Origin of the sequence: Indolivaga alginatilytica, from assembly GCF_003201355.1 — a bacterium.
In the GTDB taxonomy this organism is placed as follows: domain Bacteria; phylum Bacteroidota; class Bacteroidia; order Bacteroidales; family Dysgonomonadaceae; genus Dysgonomonas_A; species Dysgonomonas_A alginatilytica.
The window spans coordinates 174,135-192,594 of record NZ_QICL01000002.1; the positions used below are offsets into that span (position 1 = coordinate 174,135).

The window sequence follows — 18,460 nt, forward strand, 5'->3', positions numbered from 1 at the left end:
TTATTCGAAGACTAAAATCTCATTCTTTGCTCCCTCTCTATAGGAGAAGGTTGGGATGAAGTACAGTATATTCGATATTCTGTATCTCCTTTGAGATAGCTTCCTGCAAAGCAATAAAAAGGTCTGCGACCTTACTTTACAGTAAAGTTAAGAACTAATGAGTTGCCCGTTTCATCCACAACAGTCAATCGGTGTTTCCCTGCAACGGGAGCTAATTCTTTCTTATGAAAATTCTGAGTCTCGCCAACATAAGTATCATCTAAGTGCCAATATACTTTTGTCTGCGGATTGCGGTGAGCCAGTTCGAAGATGACCTTTCCGGGCGATCCGTCCAATTGCTTCGGTATACTTACAACCCCATTTGCAAACGGATATATGAATTCCATCGTTTTGGTTTGATCTTCGTCCATACATTCGGGCGAAAATGGTGGTAACATCTGATAAGACGGATGTTGTTCTTTATAAAACCATTCCCACGAAGGCGGTAAAACAAACCACGAAGTTTGTACTATACCTCTGCTTCCTGCGCAGTTTTCATACACTCTGTATTTGAAATCTTCGGATACATTTATCCTTATATGAAAATCGCAGGCGTTAGTCTCCATACCTTTTTTAGTAATCCATACTGTATCGGCTGATGTTTCAGGACAATTTATGCCCGTCAACATTCCGCTTTCTTTACATGTTTCAGCTTGTATAAGATCGCTTGTGGGAGGTGTAAACCATTTGGATGTGGGTAGCGAATTGAAGATATCGAACATTACCATTCCGGCAGTTCTTGCACCCGTCAATCCCGGGCGACCTTCTCCGTCTGAGTTACCCACCCATACGCCAACGGCATATTTAGGATTAACTCCCACTGCCCAACCGTCGCGGAAACCAAAGCTTGTGCCTGTTTTCCATGCAATTTTTTGTATGGATGGGATAGACCTCCAATCGATCTCCTCCGGACGATTTACATTCGTCAGAGCATCAAAGGTCAGCCAGATAGCACCCGCTTCAAACAGTGGTCTCGTAATACGCTCAATAGGTTCGTTATTATCCTCGCTGTAGATATACGAGATCGGTTTGTGTTTCCAGTAACGTTGTTCGTCGTTATAATCGTTCAAAGATTGTGCCATATGTGCATACATAGACGTGATGTCCCATAATTTACCTTCAGCTCCACCCAGAATAAGCGAAAGCCCATAAGTATCGGGCGAACGTGACAAAGTTGTCATACCTGCCTCCTTCAATAGGGAGTAGAATTTGGGTATACCGTATTTTCGGAGTGAAACCACAAACGGAATATTGAGAGATCGTGCCAATGCTTCGGAAGCAGGAGCTGCACCATCGTAATTGAGACTGAAATTCTTAGGGCTGAAACCGTTGATATTGATCGGTATATCTGCCAGTAATTGATTGGGGAGTAATTGACCATCCTGAAGCATGGCACAATAGAGGAACGGCTTTAATATACTACCCGTACTTCGCGGTGCTTGAATAACATCTACCTGATTGGCTGAGACGCTTTTATCGAAATTGACATTTCCGCAATAAGCAACAACCTCGTTCTTTTCAATATCGATAACTACTGCGGCGATGTTCTTTATTTCATTCTGTGCAAATTCGGCATTCCATCTCGATAATATATTCTCAATCAATAATTGTCGGCGTTTATCAATGGTAGAGCGTATATGTTTGCCGCCTTGTTCCATATATATCTTAGTTACAAGGTGAGGTGCAACTTGTGGTAGTGAATAGGGTTCGAAGGGTAGGGGCTCGGCTATCGAAAGCTCGTAATCTATCTCATCAATAACTCCCTTTTCTTGCAGACGCTTGAGTAGGTTGTTTCGTTTGTTTAAAAGTTTCTCTCTGTTACGACCAAAGTGCATAATTGCAGGAGAATTAGGAAGTACAGCCAGTGTTGCCGCTTCTGCCCAAGATAGGGTAGAGGATTGATGCCCGAAATATCGCCATGATGCGGCTTCTATTCCTACAACATTACCGCCCATTGGAGCATGTGAAGCATATAGATTTATAATTTCATCTTTCGAATAGGAAAACTCAAGCCGTGTAGCTAAAATCATCTCAATAAACTTCTCTCCGAAAGTCCGCTTTTCTTTTCTCGATAAACGGATGGTTTGCATGGTAATGGTACTAGCCCCACTTACAATTCGTTTCTGAGAGATATTCTGTTTAATGGCTCTAAAGAGCGAGATCGGATTTATACCCCAGTGATAACTGAAATACTGATCTTCGAACTGAGTAACGCATACTCTGTATTTTTCGGGGACGGAATCAACGGAAGGAAAACGCCATTGCTGATCGTTGGCAATACGTGCCCCCAATAATTCGTTTTCTCTATCGGAGACCACCGTACTATATGGAACATCAAAAAGTGGCGAAGGCAGACAGAATATATACCAGATAACTAAAATACTGCACAAAGGAATTGCTATTTTGTATTTAAGCTTGGCATTCTTATATCTGTTTATCCACTTTTTGATATTTTCTTTCATTGATCTTTATTTTGTGAACTCAATTTGAGTAACTACAGGATAATGGTCGGAAGGCAGGCGGGGTACACTGTTTGTATCCCAATAATTATCGTTTAAGATGGCATAACGTATAACGTTGAAATCCTTGGTAAGAAAAATATGATCTATACGCTCATCTGTTTTTCTCGTCAGGTCGAATGCATTGAATGTTCCGTTATTTGCATACTTGACAGGAGACAACTCATATGAGTCTCTCAGCAAGCCTGATGTATCCAAAAAGACGTAGCTTTCATTATTCTGGTCTACGTTGAAATCGCCGGTTAGTATCGCCGGTTTTTTTCCGGCTATCTTTTTAATTTTCTCAAGAACTAGTTTAGTTCCTTCTTTACGGGCTTTTATGCCGACATGATCGGTGTGTAAATTAAAGAGATAGAATACTTTGCCCGATGCTTGTTCTTTAAATTTACCCCACGTGCAAATACGAATGCAAACTGCATCCCATCCCAAATTAGGTTTAGAAGAGTTATTCGCTAACCAGAAATTTCCTGAATTCAGCAATTTATACTTATTTTTTTTGTAGAAAATTGCAGAATATTCCCCTGCTTTCTTGCCATCGTCTCGTCCGACACCAATATAATCGAGTTCGGGTAATTGTTCCTTTATGTTTTCCAATTGGTTATGCAATCCTTCCTGTGTTCCGATAATATCGAGGTTGTGGTATTTGATCAAATTGCATATTTCGGGCAAACGTTGTTGCCAACCATTACCATTTTTTATATCATCCGAGTTCTCGTTACGAATATTATATGTTGCTACAGTTATTCTCTGAGCATTCACGATATATGAACAATTTAATATACAAAGTAGTAATAAGAATTTTGTTTTCATCGTTTATTAGTTTAGTGTTTCTTCTAACATAAAGACGAAGCTAATTTAATTAAAAAGCTTCGTCTTATATTATATTTTGGATATGAATGATTTTTGTTTGTCTTTTATTTCTCGAAGTAAAAGTTGGCAAAAAGGTTTGCGACCTTTTATTCTTCATCTTTGAACCAACCCGAATACATCAAATAATTCTTAGCAATTTTCTGATTCATTTCTTTGGCCTGCTCGGCATCCACTTTCTTTACGAATTTGGCAGGTACTCCGGCATATATGCTTCCGGGTTCTATAATTGTTCCGCTGAGTACTACCGATCCGGCAGCAACAATAGAGCCTTCGCCTACTACTGCATGATCGAGAACTATTGCTCCCATGCCGATTAGAGCTCCGCTTTCTATTTTAGCACCATGTATTACTACATTATGACCTACCGAAACATCATCGCCTATCTCAACAGTCGACTTTTGATAAAGTGTATGTAAAACAGTACCGTCTTGAATATTCACACGGTTGCCTATACGTATTGAATTTACATCACCACGAAGTACAGCATTAAACCAAACGCTGCAATCATCGCCCATGATTACGTCTCCTATTATTGTTGCATTATCTGCCAAAAAAGCATTTTTTCCTATTTGAGGTGTAAAACCTCTAACTTCTTTAATTAAAGCCATTTTATTTTTCTATATAAATATAAAGTAAATACGAAGCGCAGCAAAAAAGGGGGATAGCCTTAGATTGCTTTAGTCTTATCTTTCAGCCATTCTTTTTCTTCTGCGGAAAGACTTGATGACAATCGGTCATATACATACTGATGATAATTGTTGAACCATGAAATTTCTTCCTCTGTAAGCATTTCCTTTACGATTGGGGTTGTATCTATCGGGCAAAGAGTAAGTGTTTCGAAAGAATAGAAAGCTCCAAACTCTGTTACACAATCTTCTTTTGTCAAGATCAGATTCTCAATACGGATACCGTATTGATTAGCTCGGTAAAGTCCCGGTTCGTTAGATGTTACCATTCCCGGCTGCAATGTAGTCGGATTTTCGTTCATCCGTATATTTTGAGGACCTTCGTGTACATTGAGAAAATGACCGATACCATGCCCAGTTCCATGCAGATAATTAAGTCCATTATCCCATAAAGCTTTTCTAGCCAATATATCTATCTGGCTGCCTCGTGTGCCTTCCGGATATTTACATGTTGCTATACCTATGTGACCTTTGAGTACCATGGTATAATCCTTTTTCATTTGCTCGGTAAGAGGTCCTACGGCAACAGTACGTGTAATGTCGGTAGTGCCATCAAAATATTGAGCGCCCGAATCTATCAGTTGAAGCCCTTCGGGTTTCACTTTAGCTGAGCTTTCGGGTGTTACATGATAGTGAACAATTGCTCCATTAGGCCCATAACCTGCTATTGTATCGAAACTTTCTCCTACATAAAGGTCTTGTTGACTCCTGTATTCGGTTAGTTTTTCAACGATTGTCATTTCTTCCACTTCACCTGTTGGTACAGCTTCTTCAAACCACATAAGGAATTTTACTAAAGCAACACCATCGCGTTGCATTGCATTGCGGAAGCCTTCTTGTTCAGTTTCATTCTTCTTGCTTTTCATCAGATCGGCAGGAGAAGGAATATCTATGATGCGGCAAGTTTTTGGGATCTTATTATACAGAGCGAAAGATACTTTTGAACTTTGTAAGCAAATTCGGGTTTGAGGATGAATTGAGCTTATATAATCAAATATCTTATCGTAATCGGCTACTTGTATGTTTTCCTGTTTGAAGTATTGACCCATCTCTTGAGTCAGCTTCTTAGGATTGATAAACACGACTGTTTCTTTTTTAGAAACATAAGCAAAGCAAACTGCTACAGGATTACACTGAACATCATTCCCCCTGATATTGAAAAGCCATGCAATTGTATCCAACGATGCTACTAATAGCGAGTCAGCACCATGCTTGTCTATAATAGTACAGATTTGTGAAATCTTTTTAGAAGCTTCAAGTCCGCTGTACTTAACGGGTAGTTCAAAAATAGGATTCAGAGGTATCTGAGGTCTGTCTTTCCATATTTCAACAAAAGGGTCGTAATCAGTTATTAGATGTAATCCGTTTAGATTCAATCTAACATTTAGCTGAAAAGCTTCGTTTGCTGCATATACGTTTCCATCGATACCCACAGTATTGCCTTCGGATAATTCAGAAATCAGCCATTCTTCAATAGTTGGGGTCGTGGGCAAGCCTTCTCTGAAAAGATCGATGCTTGTATTTTCTAATTGCTTTGCAGCTTGAAGGAAATAACGCGAGTCTGTCCATAAGCCGGCTTTATCTCGTGTAACAACTACAGTACCGGCAGATCCGGTGAATCCGCTAATCCATTCTCTTGAAGCCCAATGTGCGGCAGGATACTCACTCAGATGAGGATCGGTGCTGGGGATTATAAACGCATGTAGTTGTTTTTCTTCCAGAAACTTTCTTAGTGCTCCCAGATGGCGTTGTATATTGTTTGCCATGACGTGCAATATTTAAGTATGGTGAAACTATAAGAGTCCGGCGTAGTAGTTGAGGACTCTATTTAACTTTTCATTTTGCAGGACCCTGTAAAACGGGCTCCCGGTTCTATCTCTATGATTTGAGTAGTAATATCTCCAATCAGATTTGCTGTAACTCTAAGTATTATCGTGTCTTCGCACAACACGTTGCCTGAAACTTTTCCAAGTAAATCAAGATTTTGACATTCTACATCACCCGAAACGTGACCGTTATTACCGATGATGATTTTTCCCTGGCTGATAATATTTCCTTCAATAACTCCATCGATTCGAATATCATCTTGCGTGACTAGATTTCCTGTCAGGACGGTTCCTGTCGATAATACATTATGCATGCCACTTGGGGCTGGTGCGACTTCCTTACGATTTAGCATATGTCAAATTATAATTGAGATTTTTCAGATAACAAATATAAAAAAAAAACTTAGCTTTGCAGCTCTATTCTTCTACTTAAGTAACAGCAGCTATATAATACAATACTATTCGGCTATAAGAGCCGATTGTATTTATACTTGCCAAAGCAATAAAAAAGGTCTGAGACCTTAATGTATATCACAGGTTATGGAAACATACATATTACTTGAAAATGTCGAGATATATGCCAATCACGGTGTGTTTGCTCAGGAGACTCTAGTTGGGAATCTTTTCGTTATCAATCTTAAGCTAAACGTTAATTTCGAGAAAGCTTCAGTATCGGATGATCTGGATGAAACTCTAAGTTATGCTTCAGTTTTTGATGTTGTAAAAAGAGAAATGATGATACCGTCCAAGTTACTGGAACATGTAGCCGGAAGGATCGTTCGAGCATTGAAATGTGAATTTCCGAAAATCGAAAAAGTAGAACTGAAAATCTCGAAGAGAAACCCTCCCGTTGGAGGCCAAGTCGAGTTTGCTAGTGTGGTGATTATAGATTGAAATGTTATGAGAAAACTGAAAATAACGGAATTGAATAGAATTTCGGCAGAAGAATTTAAAGAGACTGAGAAAATACCCTTAGTGGTTGTGTTAGACAATATTAGAAGTTTGAATAATGTAGGATCTGTATTCAGAACTTCGGATGCTTTTCTTGTAGAGGCGATCTACTTGTGCGGAATAACTGCAACTCCGCCTAATCCCGAGATACATAAGACTGCATTGGGAGCGGAGCATTCTGTAACATGGCAATATTTTGAAGATACGGTAAAAGCTGTGGAGAAATTGCAAGAAAATAACTATACGGTTTTTGCTATTGAACAAGTGGAAAACAGTGTGATGTTAGATGATTTACAGCTCGATTCTGATAAGAAATATGCAATTGTTATGGGTAACGAAGTGAAAGGTGTACAACAAGCCGTTGTTGATGCTTGTAATGGCTGCATCGAGATTCCCCAATATGGAACGAAGCATTCTTTAAATGTAGCCGTAACTACGGGAATTGTAATCTGGGATTTCTTTAAGCAACTTCATCCTTAATAGATGTAGAGTATGATAAGTGAGAAAGGAAAACGGAAGCTTATCTATAAAGATCAATTATTTTATTGGTTTGTGAAATTAGATGAGGATTATGATATACCCTATTTGCATATCATTTCTGATGACAAGCAGCTGTGTTTAGTTTATCGAGTGAATCAAATCAGTGATGAGTTTATACATCCAAAAATAGGAGTCCTGAAAAGTGATAAGATGAAAAAAGGGTTGTATTGCTTCTTCTCACCAATAGCAGACGAATTTATTTCTACTCATAATGTTCGAGCGATATTAAACTGGCATGAACAACAGGATGAGAATTTAGATCCAATCGAAGTGAGAGTACCAACTAATCCTTTTGAAGATATTGATTTTAAAGATGGATATGTAACCCATATTGAAACTGATTTTTCACGAGACAGTTTACGTGAAGATATGTTGCAGGTTATCTATCCGAAAGGTTATTTGTTAGATGTTGGTTGGTATGGTGCAAGTGAAGGATTTATCGTTTCTATAATCAAGGATCAAGATTGGGAAAATCCTATAAGAAAAACAAGGAAAAGTATTTTTAATTTGAATGAGGCTGTTGTTAAATCAATAGAGATCATTGGAAAGTTAATGATGGACAAATAAATGCTCTAACTTCTTACTCAGCTCCTTTACTTCAAATCAATAATCTGCATTACTTTATCTACTACACCTGCATTGTTTCTTACATATTCTCCTGCAAGATTACCTGCTGAACTTAGTACCTGAGGGTATTCTAAAAACTCATTCATAAGACTCCAGAAGTTTTCGTCATCTTGTATCGGATATCCTCCGCCTTCTTCGATGAGTTGATGCGCCTCTCTGAACTTCTTGAAGTTTGGTCCAAAGAATACAGGGATGCCATATACGGCAGCTTCTAGAATATTATGAATACCGACTCCAAATCCACCACCTACGTAAGCTATTTCTCCATATTCGTAAAGAGAGGATAGTAAGCCGAAAGAATCGACTATAAGACAGTCGTATTGTTGTATGTTTTCTACTGTTGCCTTTGAATAGCGGATAGAAGGACGTTTTACTATGCTTTCTATATAGCTTAAATGTGCTTCGTGTATTTCGTGAGGTGCTATTATAAGCTTAAGGTCAGGGTTGCCATTGAAGTACTTTACAAATATATCTTCATCCTTAGGCCATGAACTTCCGGCTACAAGAGTTATCTGTTTTTCGCCTTTTTCGTTTTTGGTAAATGCTTCCGCAAGAGGAAGTGTTTTAGCTCCGGCTTTAATGTCTAAAACCCGATCGAAGCGGGTATCACCACAAACTTCCACATTCTTTACTCCGATATTATTGAGGAGTTGCTTCGAGTTTTCATCCTGTACACAAATACAGGAGTAAAAGTGAAGCATCTTTTGGTAAAATTTTCCGTACCATCTAAAGAATATCTGATTGGGACGGAAAATAGCTGATACCATATAGATGGGTATGTCTTTTTTATGTAGTTGATTAACATAATTGTACCAGAATTCGTACTTTATGAAAATCGCCATGTGAGGGTTTGCCAGATTCAGAAAGCGTTTTACTTTGCTCTTTCTGTCGAAAGGGAGGTAACATACTATATCTGCCAACTCATAATCTTTACGTACTTCGTAGCCCGAAGGCGAGAAGAATGTCAATAGTATTTTGTATGATGTATGATTCTCCTTTATGTTTTCGATAATTGGTCTTCCCTGCTCAAACTCACCTAATGATGCGGCGTGTAACCAAATATATTTAGCATTGGGATCTATTTCTGATTCAAGTTTTTTGAACACATCTCTGTGTCCTTTAACTATCAATCTGGCTTTTTTGTGAAAAGGCGATATGATATATACAATAAAAGCGTAAAGACCTATGATGAAATTATACATGCTTAAGCTTTGTATTCAATTTTAGAAATAGCAGTTTTTAATCGATTAAGAGTTTCTTCTTTACCAATTGTTGCCGTAATGTCAAACATATGAGGTCCTTTCGATTCGCCAACAATAGCCAGTCGAAAAGCATTCATTATATTGCCTAAATGGTATCCTTTATCTTCGATCCATTGTTTTACAATTTCTTCTTGGTTGTGTGCCGAGAAATCGGATATTGCATTCAATACATCAGATAATTCGGATATCTGAGCCGATGAATCTTCTTTCCAGCGTTTTTTTATTACTTTCTCATCATAGCTATCGGGAGCTTTGAAGAAGAAAGAGGATTGATCCCATAAGTCGGGGATTAAGTTAGCACGCTCTTTTATAAGACCCACAACTGTTTCAATATACTCAACTTTAGCGTTGACTCCTTCTTTTTGCAAGATAGGTTCGAATAGTTTTGCTAATTCTTCATTAGAAGTAGCTTGAATATATTGATGGTTGAACCATTTTCCTTTTTCGAAGTCGAATTTCGCACCACTTTTGCTACATCTTTCAATTGAGAAAAGTTTGATTAACTCCTCCATAGACATGATCTCCTGGTCGTTGCCGGGATTCCATCCCAGTAAAGCTAAGAAGTTAACAACTGCACTTGGTAGATACCCGCTTTCTCTGTATCCCGAAGATACTTCTTGAGTCTTAGGATCAGTCCAAAGCAAAGGAAATACGGGGAAACCTAAACGGTCGCCGTCGCGTTTACTTAGCTTGCCTTTTCCGTCAGGTTTCAAAAGAAGTGCAAGGTGGGTGAATTTTGGCATGATGTCTGTCCATCCAAAAGCCCTGTATAATAATACATGCAGAGGAGCAGATGGTAGCCATTCTTCGCCTCTTATTACATGCGATATTTCCATTAAATGGTCATCTACAATGTTTGCAAGATGATATGTAGGCAGATTGTCTGCTGATTTGAATAATACTTTGTCGTCAAGCTCTGATGAGTTAATAACTACTTTTCCTCTGATAAGATCGTCTACTGTAATATCCTCATTAGGCTCTATCTTGAAGCGGACAACGTAATTTTCGCCTTTGTCAATTAGTGTCTGAACCTCTTCTTGCGAAAGAGTCAAAGAGTTTTTCATAAGTCCTCTTGTAGAGGCATCATATTGGAAATTCTCAATTTCTGCTCTTTTGGCATCTAACTCGGCAGGAGTGTCGAATGCCATATAAGCAGCACCTTTATTGAGAAGAATATCAACGTATTCTTTATAAATATGTTTTCTGTCTGATTGTCTGTATGGTCCGTATTGACCACCAACGTGAGTTCCTTCATCAAAGTTAAGACCTAGCCATGTAAGTGCTTCAATGATATATTCCTCAGCACCCGGCACAAAGCGTTGCGAGTCAGTATCCTCAATTCGAAGAATGAAATCTCCACCTTGTTGTTTAGCAAAAAGGTAATTGTATAATGCAGTACGTACTCCTCCGATATGCAATGGACCTGTAGGACTGGGAGCAAAGCGCACCCTTACTTGTGAACTCATATTGATAAAAATATCTGTGACTCGAATTTAGAAAAATGGCTACAAAAATATGCAAAAAATCTCAATATTAGACTAAAGTATTTATCAAATAAGCATCTTTTAGTTTCAATCTTACTGAAAAAAGATTTTTGTCATAAATTAATTATATCTTTATCAGTAAAGTGTAATTATTAACTTATGTATACATGTATTCATTCTAGATGATACTAAGTCATTTTTTTGCAAACGATATCGATGTAATATTCTGGATATTATTAGAAGGCGGAATTTATATGATCATTGGAGTTTTGCTTTGTATAAGGGGAATATCTTCTTTTTTTGTAATGTGTGATCATATCATACAAAAACTTGGTAGTAAGATTATCAGAAATGCTTTATCTATTCTAGTCTTCTTGGTCTATTTAGGGTTGTTAGTCTTCTCAATATATATACCCATATGGGTAGGCGAACAAAGAGGGTTTGTTATCGCGGCAAAAGTGCTTTATGCTATCGGATGGGTACTGATTTTGCCTGATATTGTATCTGCCTTGATTGAGGAGATAAATCGAGGAAAGATTAGGATCAGCAAGAAAGAATTAAGAGAAAATCCTCATCTCCTATTAAATGCACGGGGAGTATACTCTATCGCTAAAATAATTAGGCTGGATGAAATATCTCCCCAATATTATTGGATTACGTATGAGTTTCTATGGAAAGGCAGACGATACACCAACAGGATAGCCAGATATAAGACAAAGAGAAACGGAGCATTCGAAATATATGAACAGGATTGTCTCTTTTTTGTTCTACTGATGAAAAAAAATCCCTCGAATAACATTTTAACAGAGAATTTAGTACCTCAAACTAGAAAGTTAACATTGACAGAAGAGGATGTTCCCAAAAATGGCTGGAAAAGAAGAGAGTATATGCAATTTATTGAACAATAAAAAAGACCCAATCTCTAAAAGAAAGGGTCTTTTTATATATTGTTCTAAGTAATGGCTTATCTAAGATTTAATTTGCCGGCAACGTCTTTAGGTACAGCTTCTTTGTTTACAACAAAACTGATTGTTTTGTATTTTACGAAAGCCTCCGATGCATACCAAATACCTTTGTAAGCTCCTGCTTCTCCCCAAGAGTTTTTTACTAAATAGTATTTAGTTCCGTTTTGATCTTTTACGATGCCAAAAATCTGCATACCATGATCGTCAGTTGTCTCATAGTTATCATATCCTTTTTGGCGCATCTCTTGAGTAATTACAAGTTCTTTAACGGGACCTTGCTCAATTTTCTTTTTTAGGGTTGAAGTCTTTTCTGTTGCAGACAATCCTAACCAATGAGCTTGGTCTGAACCTACATTCTCGGGAGCACTATCATCCGGAACTACTGCGATTCCGTTACGAGAAAAACCTACCTCGCTTACATCCGAAGCCCAAGCAATAGTATATCCTTTTTCGATGGCATTATCCATTACCTTTATCATATCGTCCAAAGGAACATTGTAAGACAATGCCCAACGCCAGTTGTCCGGAACTTCTACCGCAAAGGGAGCGTAGAATGGGTGATGTGTAAATGAGGTGAATGATATATAATTATTGCTGTTTAAGCCAAGTTCTTTAGCAAAACTTTGTGGTGTATAGTTTTTACCTTTATATGTGAAGTTTTCGGGCTTTTGTCCTAAAAAAGCATCAAGTATACCTGAGAATCCGTTATACCATGATGTTGAAAGCTTTTTGTTGCCGTTCTTCATGATGCCGTTGATGTATCCTGTAAGACCGTCAGCCATTTCACCGTGTTTGTGTCCGGTTTCACCGTAATCAAGTCCGGGCATCACTTCATTGGGTGCGACTCCGTATTCGTTTAAAGTTTCGATAACATCGGCAAAAGAACCTCCCTGAGAGAAGTTAAGGCTTCCGTTCAGGCGGATATATTTTACCGCTTTGTCTTCATAATTGCGGCGTACGATATACATTTCGGAAATATCCTGTTCTCCTTTTCCCATTTTCAATAGTTCTGACTCTAAAAAGCCAACACCTGAGAATGACCAACAGGTACCACTGCTTCCCTGATTTTTTATGGAAGTGATTGGGTTTTCTTTTACTACTGAAAACTGATAACCGGGTGAGTTCGTGTTATCAGTTTGTGCCCATGCCGATACAGCTATCAAGAGAGCAACAGATGCAACAAAAAGTTTCTTCATATTATATGTTTTTTTAGTATCACAAAGGTAAAGAAATAAGTATAAAGACTATATTTTTTATCCTAAAAGAGTTAATAAGTAAATAAAAGTATTTAAATGGACTGTTTTATAATCATAGCAGATTATAGGTTCTGTTTTAGTCGAAAGTTTAATAAATCAGTGATTTTCTTTATAACCATGTGTCTAAATATTGCTGTGCTATTTTTATATAGTCGTGATGTTGTTCTACGAATAAACGGCTATTGATTGATTGTTGAGGAATCTGTTCCCTATTTAAGATTAGATTCTCTAGTTTGTTGAATATATCCTCCTCGCTAGGGAGTACATTTATGATAGGATGATTGTCCTTTTCATTTAGCAGGTTGTACATTTCGGGTTCTCCACCTCCTACCGCTAGAAGTCCCTGTGCCATGGCTGTTAGCGCATTCATGCCCGGCGTGTACGAATAGAGTTGATCCAGCAATACATCTGATTGATCTCTCATTGCAATGTATTTATCGTAAGGCACAGATTCTGCTTTATGGATGATACATTCATTCGGATATTTTGATTGTACTTCTTGCAAGCATTTATATAGGATATCAGTTCCTTTGATTTCGTTTCTCTGTTTTTGTATCCCTATAAAAAATCTCACCTTAGATTGGTCTTTACCTCTTTGGGTGAAAATGATTTCCGAAGTATTGATAGGGGCGGGAATATAGGTAAGTTTTTTCTCGAATTGAGGCTTGTAAGAAACGAAATACTCATAAAGGCAGGCAATTATACCGTCCGATCTTTCAGCTATTTCCCTGTTTACATCCACTTTATCTTTATCAGTCCAAACCCTGATTATTTCTTTGGCTGAATCGAGATAGTCCGCTCGGTTTGGTATATCAAACTCCGAATAGCGAAAAGTCTCTTTGTCTAAACAGGCTTTCAGCCAATAAGCATCATTTCCAAAAGCTCCCATGAATACTTTGCCATTGTATTTCTTTAAATGGTTGAAAGCCAATAAATTCTTATGGGGTTTAAGGTCGAGGAAAAGTGGATTTATAATCTGTACAACATCAAATCCTTTGAATTGTCTGAAATTTTTGCTGAGAAGGTAAGTATATTTAAGAGTGTCGATACTGTTGTAGCTCTTTCGGGAAATATCAATATCTCTTCTGTAATTCTTGAATCGGTCTCCATTGGAGGCTACCACAACCGAATGCCCTAAAGCCCGTAGCCCTTGTGCTAAAGTCCAATGAAGGTTGCTATATTCTCCCAATAAAAGAATTTTCATTCAAAAAAGATTGATGTGTAAACAAAGGTATAAACTTTTGTAAAATATACAGGGGAGGAGTTAAACTTATATGTCTTGATCTTTTTAACGCACCCTCTGGGATATGTTTTTCATTTCTCCTTGATATAACAAAAAAATAATTATAAAAGTATCAGCCTGTAATTAAATCATATAAAAGAATGAAGGCAAAGAATAAGATTAATAACCCCGAAAATAAATCGATGCGTTTCAATATGCTGTCACTGATCATTTTCTTCAATTTGTGAGTGAAGCCACTTAATAAGAGCCACCATGCAGCAGAGCCGATAAATACGCCCGAAACAAGCAATATGGATGCAAATTTATCTTGTTTGGTATTGGATAATCCGAGACCTGCAAAAACAGCCAGAAAGAATAAAATGGTCAGAGGATTGGTTATTGTCAGCAAAAATGTTGTTGTATAATCGTTCAGTAATCCTTTGTTATAACTTGTACTGAATTTGGCTTGAGAGGTGTTTCTTGTCAAAGTTTTTATACCTGTATAAAATAAGAATGCTAATCCGATCACTTGAAACCAAATTTGCTGCCCGACCAAGAAATTGGAAACGATGGTAAGTCCAAAACCCGCTATACAGCCATATATAAGATCAGCTGTTGCTGCACCCAAACCACTTGTTAAGCCTGACGCATACCCTTTATGGAGGGTTCTGTTGATGCACAGTACACCGATAGGGCCTACGGGGGCGGCAACCGAAAATCCGAGAATAAACCCCTTGTATAGAAATGAAAAGTCCATTGTTTTGTTTTCTGATTGGCTGAAATTATGCCAAATTTTCGATTGGTTAAAAAAAATAGTACGAATGTGTAAGCAAAGGTATAAACTTTTGTAAAATTATACTGTTTATATTTGTAGTAGAATATACCTTATTCTATTAATTACAGAAATTAAATGAATACATCTGGTATCGATATTGTATTACCCTGGGTGAATGGACAGGATAAGGAATGGCAGCAAAGTTTCAGGCAGCATGCAGGACGGTCGCCTATAGGTGATACCAGTTCAATCCGTTTCAGGGATTGGGATTTGCTTCGTTATTGGTTCAGGGGGATAGAAAAATTTATGCCTTGGATTGATAAAATTCACTTTGTAACATCGGGTCACATTCCAGATTGGCTCAATCTGGAGCATCCTCAATTGAATTGGGTAAAACATGAAGATTTTATTCCCCACGAATATCTGCCTACATTCAGTGCAAATGCTATAGAATTGAATCTACATCGTATAGAATCCTTGTCCGAGCATTTTATATATTTCAATGACGACTTGTATGTTCTGAATCCTGTAAAACCATCACGTTTTTTTAAGAAGGGTTTGCCTTGCGACTATGCTGTGATGACTTCAAAGCCTTCGGATGGTACTATTATCCATATGGCTATAAATGACTTGGATATAATTGATTCCTATTTCAATAAACATCAACAGATAAGAAAGTTCTGGAAAAAGTGGTTTTCTTTAAACTATGGGTTTAGCCTGTTGAGTAATGCTTTTTTATTTACTTGGCGCGATTTTTCGGGCTTTGTTGATCCCCACCTTCCTAATGCATTTCTTAAGTCTACTTACCACGAAGTGTGGTCTCAGGCAACGTCTGCATTGCATCTGACATGTAGATCGAGATTCAGATCAAACTCCGATGTTAATCAGTGGTTGATCCGTTACTGGCAATTGGCAGCCGGAAAATTTCATCCTTACAATACTGTAAAAGATACTACTTTTGTGGATATTACAGATCATTCGCTGCTTCATATCTGCGATCAGATCAGACGTCAGGAGTATGATATTATGTGTCTCAATGACAGTGTAGAAATATTGGATTTCAAGCGTGCGAAAAATACTTTAAAGAGGAGCTTTAAAGAAGTATTTCCTCTAAAATCAGCTTTTGAGAAGTATTGAGGTCTCGCAAACCTATCCGTTCCTAAGGTTCTTTGTTAGCATGTAGTTTCTGTATAATAATTTGTGCGGCTTTTCGTGATGCTCCCGGTTCACCTAATATAGTGATGATCCGATCGTATCCTTCCAGCATCTTATTTCTGTAAGCGGCGTCATTTAGTAGTCTGTCAACTTCTTCTTCGATATTCTGACGGGTGAAATACTTTGCAAACAATTCTTTTACAACTTCTTTATTTGCAATCAGATTTACAAGAGAAATGTAAGGTGTATGTAAAATATGCTTGAATGCCCAATGTGCAATATATGGTACAGGCATTCTGTAACAAACGACTTGCGGTACTCTGAATAATGATGTTTCGAGAGTTGCTGTTCCCGAGGTTACAAGTGCGGCATCCGAATAAGAAAGCAGGCGATAAGTCTGGTCGAAAATAATTTTGCAATTACTGTCTGCTATGTATGTTTTGTAATAATCGGGGTCCATTCCCGGTGCTCCGGCAATCACCGCTTGATAATCAGGGAATTTTTTTACCACCTCTAGCATTGTAGGGAGGTTGTCTTTTATTTCCTGTTTGCGGCTTCCCGCCAATAGAGCGATAAAAGGTTTTGTATCTAATTTATTATCCTGTATGAATTTCTCGCGAGAATCGTCTTTGTTCTTTTCGTTGAAGGCGGCTATTGCATCAACTGTCGGATTGCCTACATAATTTACCTGATAGTTGTGTTTCTTAAAGAAATCAACCTCGAAAGGAAGTATACAAAGCATCTCGTCTACATATTTCTTGAACGATTTTACTCTGTATTCTTTCCATGCCCATACTTTGGGCGAGATATAATAATAGACGGGAATATTAGTCTGAGTTTTTACAAACTTGGCAATCTTCAGATTAAATCCCGGATAGTCTATCAGAATAATGACATCGGGCTGGTAATCGACAATTGCTTGTTGACACATTTTCATATTGCGGAGAATTGTCTTCAGATTCAGCAAGACGGGAATGAAGCCCATGAAAGCCATTTCCCGGTAATGTTTGATGAGCTTGCCTCCCTGAGCCTGCATCAAGTCACCACCCAAGAAGCAGAAATCAGCTTTGGGGTCTGATGCTTTTAAAGCAGCCATAAGATTAGAAGCATGCAAATCGCCCGAAGCTTCTCCTGCAACAAGAAAATATTTCATATCGGTTAAATTAGATTTTCCAGGTTTTTCATCTGATCCACAAATTCATGGTCGGTAAAGTCAACTTTGGTTGGAACAACCGAAGCGTAACCATTAGCTAATGCCCATTCGTCAGTAGAAGTATCATTGGGGGTGTCGTTTTCAAAATATCCTGTTAACCAGTATATTTCGTTATCAGCTCCATCTGCCGATTTTTTGAATTCTTTTACAAATTGTCCCGGAGCTTGTTTACAAACTTTCAGACCTTTCAATTCCTTTGTCGAATGAGGTATATTTACATTCAGACAAACACCTTTAGGTAATCCGGTTTTTAATACGCTTTCGCTCAGAGAACGGGTTATTTTGTATGTGTGGGAAAAATCAGCATCGAAATGATGATCCAGCAACGAGAATCCGATAGATGGCACTTTATATAAGCACCCTTCTATGGCAGCACCCATCGTTCCCGAATAGATAACACAGATAGAGGCATTAGAGCCGTGGTTGATTCCCGAAACCACAAGATCGGGTTTTCTGTCTAATATCTCGCTGATTCCCAATTTTACACAATCCACAGGTGTACCTGTACATCCGTAGATGGTTATATCTTTTTCTATGTTTTTTTCTAATAAATAATAGCGTATCGGTTGTATCGATGTGATGGCGCTAGACATTCCCGATCGTGGACCATCGGGTGCAACAACTACTATTTCACCTAATCCGACTAGTGATTCGGTTAGCGATTTTATACCTTTGGCTTGGTAGCCGTCATCGTTTGTAATGAGTATTAATGGTTTCTTTGCAGACATAACAGATTTATATTTTACATTGAATTACAAAGATACAGAAATATTTTCGGTGAGCTTAAATGAATAGAAAAAGACTTCTTCACTATTTTGTAACAAGATTATTGATCTAAAATCTCTATTTTTGTAAAAAACTAATGTTTCCTATCTTTTTATTATTAATGCGAATGAGTCATTGAATTGTTCAAAACGCTCTTTTAAGTTATTTATACTACGCGCAATCACAGATTACTTATTTCGTTTTGCATCAAGGCAAAATGAAAGACAAACCCGATAGGGTGCGTCAGTAAGAAAGAGCGTTAATTACTGACAATTTAACTACTGATTGGCATTATTAATGGGGTA

Annotated in this window: 17 protein-coding genes; 5 read left to right on the forward strand and 12 right to left on the reverse strand. The window is 37.9% G+C overall.

Going from position 1 to position 18,460, the window contains the following annotated elements:
- Positions 1-131: 131 nt before the first annotated feature.
- From pbpC to CLV62_RS03500, 5 genes are all read right to left on the reverse strand, one after another.
- Complete coding sequence (gene pbpC, locus CLV62_RS03480; RefSeq protein WP_110309405.1) at positions 132-2,501, reverse strand: penicillin-binding protein 1C; 2,370 nt, start codon at positions 2,499-2,501, stop codon at positions 132-134.
- A 6-nt stretch (positions 2,502-2,507) separates the two neighbouring features.
- Positions 2,508-3,368 carry an endonuclease/exonuclease/phosphatase family protein gene (locus CLV62_RS21865; protein ID WP_110309406.1) on the reverse strand — a complete coding sequence of 287 codons (861 nt, stop codon included), beginning with the start codon at positions 3,366-3,368 and terminating at the stop codon, positions 2,508-2,510.
- A 146-nt stretch (positions 3,369-3,514) separates the two neighbouring features.
- The gene (locus CLV62_RS03490; protein WP_050710958.1) at positions 3,515-4,036 is read right to left on the reverse strand and encodes a gamma carbonic anhydrase family protein; all 522 of its coding nucleotides are present in this window, start codon (positions 4,034-4,036) and stop codon (positions 3,515-3,517) included.
- 59 nt (positions 4,037-4,095) lie between these two features.
- Positions 4,096-5,880: an aminopeptidase P family protein gene (locus CLV62_RS03495; protein WP_110309407.1), complete on the reverse strand. Its 1,785-nt coding sequence runs from the start codon at positions 5,878-5,880 to the stop codon at positions 4,096-4,098.
- Positions 5,881-5,942: 62 nt separating this feature from the next.
- The gene (locus CLV62_RS03500) at positions 5,943-6,254 is read right to left on the reverse strand and encodes a bactofilin family protein (protein WP_245903995.1); all 312 of its coding nucleotides are present in this window, start codon (positions 6,252-6,254) and stop codon (positions 5,943-5,945) included.
- A 226-nt stretch (positions 6,255-6,480) separates the two neighbouring features.
- Between CLV62_RS03500 and folB the strand changes: the two genes are divergently transcribed.
- The 3 genes from folB to CLV62_RS03515 are packed head-to-tail and all read left to right on the forward strand — an operon-like array spanning position 6,481 to position 7,998.
- Complete coding sequence (gene folB / locus CLV62_RS03505; protein ID WP_110309408.1) at positions 6,481-6,834, forward strand: dihydroneopterin aldolase; 354 nt, start codon at positions 6,481-6,483, stop codon at positions 6,832-6,834.
- Between the two features lie 6 nt (positions 6,835-6,840).
- Complete coding sequence (locus tag CLV62_RS03510) at positions 6,841-7,371, forward strand: RNA methyltransferase (protein ID WP_110309409.1); 531 nt, start codon at positions 6,841-6,843, stop codon at positions 7,369-7,371.
- 12 nt (positions 7,372-7,383) lie between these two features.
- Positions 7,384-7,998, forward strand: coding sequence for a hypothetical protein (locus CLV62_RS03515; RefSeq protein WP_110309410.1), 615 nt, complete (start codon positions 7,384-7,386; stop codon positions 7,996-7,998).
- Positions 7,999-8,024: 26 nt separating this feature from the next.
- On the opposite strand, the gene CLV62_RS03520 is transcribed toward CLV62_RS03515, so the two are convergent.
- Positions 8,025-9,260, reverse strand: a complete 1,236-nt coding sequence (locus CLV62_RS03520) for a 3-deoxy-D-manno-octulosonic acid transferase (protein WP_110309411.1) — start codon at positions 9,258-9,260, stop codon at positions 8,025-8,027.
- A 2-nt stretch (positions 9,261-9,262) separates the two neighbouring features.
- Positions 9,263-10,786 carry a glutamate--tRNA ligase gene (gene gltX / locus CLV62_RS03525; protein WP_110309412.1) on the reverse strand — a complete coding sequence of 508 codons (1,524 nt, stop codon included), beginning with the start codon at positions 10,784-10,786 and terminating at the stop codon, positions 9,263-9,265.
- A 200-nt stretch (positions 10,787-10,986) separates the two neighbouring features.
- Here gltX and CLV62_RS03530 point away from each other — a divergent pair, with 200 nt between their 5' ends.
- The gene (locus CLV62_RS03530; RefSeq protein ID WP_110309413.1) at positions 10,987-11,712 is read left to right on the forward strand and encodes a hypothetical protein; all 726 of its coding nucleotides are present in this window, start codon (positions 10,987-10,989) and stop codon (positions 11,710-11,712) included.
- Between the two features lie 56 nt (positions 11,713-11,768).
- Here CLV62_RS03530 and CLV62_RS03535 read toward each other — a convergent pair whose 3' ends face one another.
- The 3 genes from CLV62_RS03535 to CLV62_RS03545 all read right to left on the reverse strand — a co-directional run bounded on the left by CLV62_RS03535 (position 11,769) and on the right by CLV62_RS03545 (position 15,004).
- On the reverse strand, positions 11,769-12,965 hold the full coding sequence (locus CLV62_RS03535) for a C1 family peptidase (protein ID WP_110309414.1): 1,197 nt from the start codon (positions 12,963-12,965) through the stop codon (positions 11,769-11,771).
- A gap of 169 nt (positions 12,966-13,134) precedes the next feature.
- Positions 13,135-14,229 carry a glycosyltransferase gene (locus tag CLV62_RS03540; protein WP_110309415.1) on the reverse strand — a complete coding sequence of 365 codons (1,095 nt, stop codon included), beginning with the start codon at positions 14,227-14,229 and terminating at the stop codon, positions 13,135-13,137.
- 151 nt (positions 14,230-14,380) lie between these two features.
- A complete protein-coding gene (locus CLV62_RS03545) occupies positions 14,381-15,004 on the reverse strand; it encodes a LysE family translocator (RefSeq protein ID WP_110309416.1) in 624 nt (207 codons plus the stop codon).
- 153 nt (positions 15,005-15,157) lie between these two features.
- On the opposite strand from CLV62_RS03545, the gene CLV62_RS03550 reads away from it, so the two are divergent.
- Positions 15,158-16,159 (forward strand): Stealth CR1 domain-containing protein, encoded by a 1,002-nt coding sequence (locus CLV62_RS03550; protein ID WP_110309417.1) that lies wholly within the window; start codon positions 15,158-15,160, stop codon positions 16,157-16,159.
- A 22-nt stretch (positions 16,160-16,181) separates the two neighbouring features.
- On the opposite strand, the gene lpxB is transcribed toward CLV62_RS03550, so the two are convergent.
- Together lpxB and surE are read right to left on the reverse strand one after the other, a co-directional pair.
- Complete coding sequence (gene lpxB, locus CLV62_RS03555) at positions 16,182-17,330, reverse strand: lipid-A-disaccharide synthase (RefSeq protein WP_110309418.1); 1,149 nt, start codon at positions 17,328-17,330, stop codon at positions 16,182-16,184.
- 5 nt (positions 17,331-17,335) lie between these two features.
- Positions 17,336-18,118, reverse strand: a complete 783-nt coding sequence (gene surE, locus CLV62_RS03560) for a 5'/3'-nucleotidase SurE (protein WP_110309419.1) — start codon at positions 18,116-18,118, stop codon at positions 17,336-17,338.
- Between the last annotated feature and the right edge of the window lie 342 nt (positions 18,119-18,460).

Coding starts and splice junctions, on each gene's coding strand:
- pbpC (WP_110309405.1), bottom strand. CDS start 2,501: ATGAAAGAAAATATCAAAAAGTGGATAAACAGATATAAGAATGCCAAG.
- CLV62_RS21865 (WP_110309406.1), bottom strand. CDS start 3,368: ATGAAAACAAAATTCTTATTACTACTTTGTATATTAAATTGTTCATAT.
- CLV62_RS03490 (WP_050710958.1), bottom strand. CDS start 4,036: ATGGCTTTAATTAAAGAAGTTAGAGGTTTTACACCTCAAATAGGAAAA.
- CLV62_RS03495 (WP_110309407.1), bottom strand. CDS start 5,880: ATGGCAAACAATATACAACGCCATCTGGGAGCACTAAGAAAGTTTCTG.
- CLV62_RS03500 (WP_245903995.1), bottom strand. CDS start 6,254: ATGCATAATGTATTATCGACAGGAACCGTCCTGACAGGAAATCTAGTC.
- folB (WP_110309408.1), top strand. CDS start 6,481: ATGGAAACATACATATTACTTGAAAATGTCGAGATATATGCCAATCAC.
- CLV62_RS03510 (WP_110309409.1), top strand. CDS start 6,841: ATGAGAAAACTGAAAATAACGGAATTGAATAGAATTTCGGCAGAAGAA.
- CLV62_RS03515 (WP_110309410.1), top strand. CDS start 7,384: ATGATAAGTGAGAAAGGAAAACGGAAGCTTATCTATAAAGATCAATTA.
- CLV62_RS03520 (WP_110309411.1), bottom strand. CDS start 9,260: ATGTATAATTTCATCATAGGTCTTTACGCTTTTATTGTATATATCATA.
- gltX (WP_110309412.1), bottom strand. CDS start 10,786: ATGAGTTCACAAGTAAGGGTGCGCTTTGCTCCCAGTCCTACAGGTCCA.
- CLV62_RS03530 (WP_110309413.1), top strand. CDS start 10,987: ATGATACTAAGTCATTTTTTTGCAAACGATATCGATGTAATATTCTGG.
- CLV62_RS03535 (WP_110309414.1), bottom strand. CDS start 12,965: ATGAAGAAACTTTTTGTTGCATCTGTTGCTCTCTTGATAGCTGTATCG.
- CLV62_RS03540 (WP_110309415.1), bottom strand. CDS start 14,229: ATGAAAATTCTTTTATTGGGAGAATATAGCAACCTTCATTGGACTTTA.
- CLV62_RS03545 (WP_110309416.1), bottom strand. CDS start 15,004: ATGGACTTTTCATTTCTATACAAGGGGTTTATTCTCGGATTTTCGGTT.
- CLV62_RS03550 (WP_110309417.1), top strand. CDS start 15,158: ATGAATACATCTGGTATCGATATTGTATTACCCTGGGTGAATGGACAG.
- lpxB (WP_110309418.1), bottom strand. CDS start 17,330: ATGAAATATTTTCTTGTTGCAGGAGAAGCTTCGGGCGATTTGCATGCT.
- surE (WP_110309419.1), bottom strand. CDS start 18,118: ATGTCTGCAAAGAAACCATTAATACTCATTACAAACGATGACGGCTAC.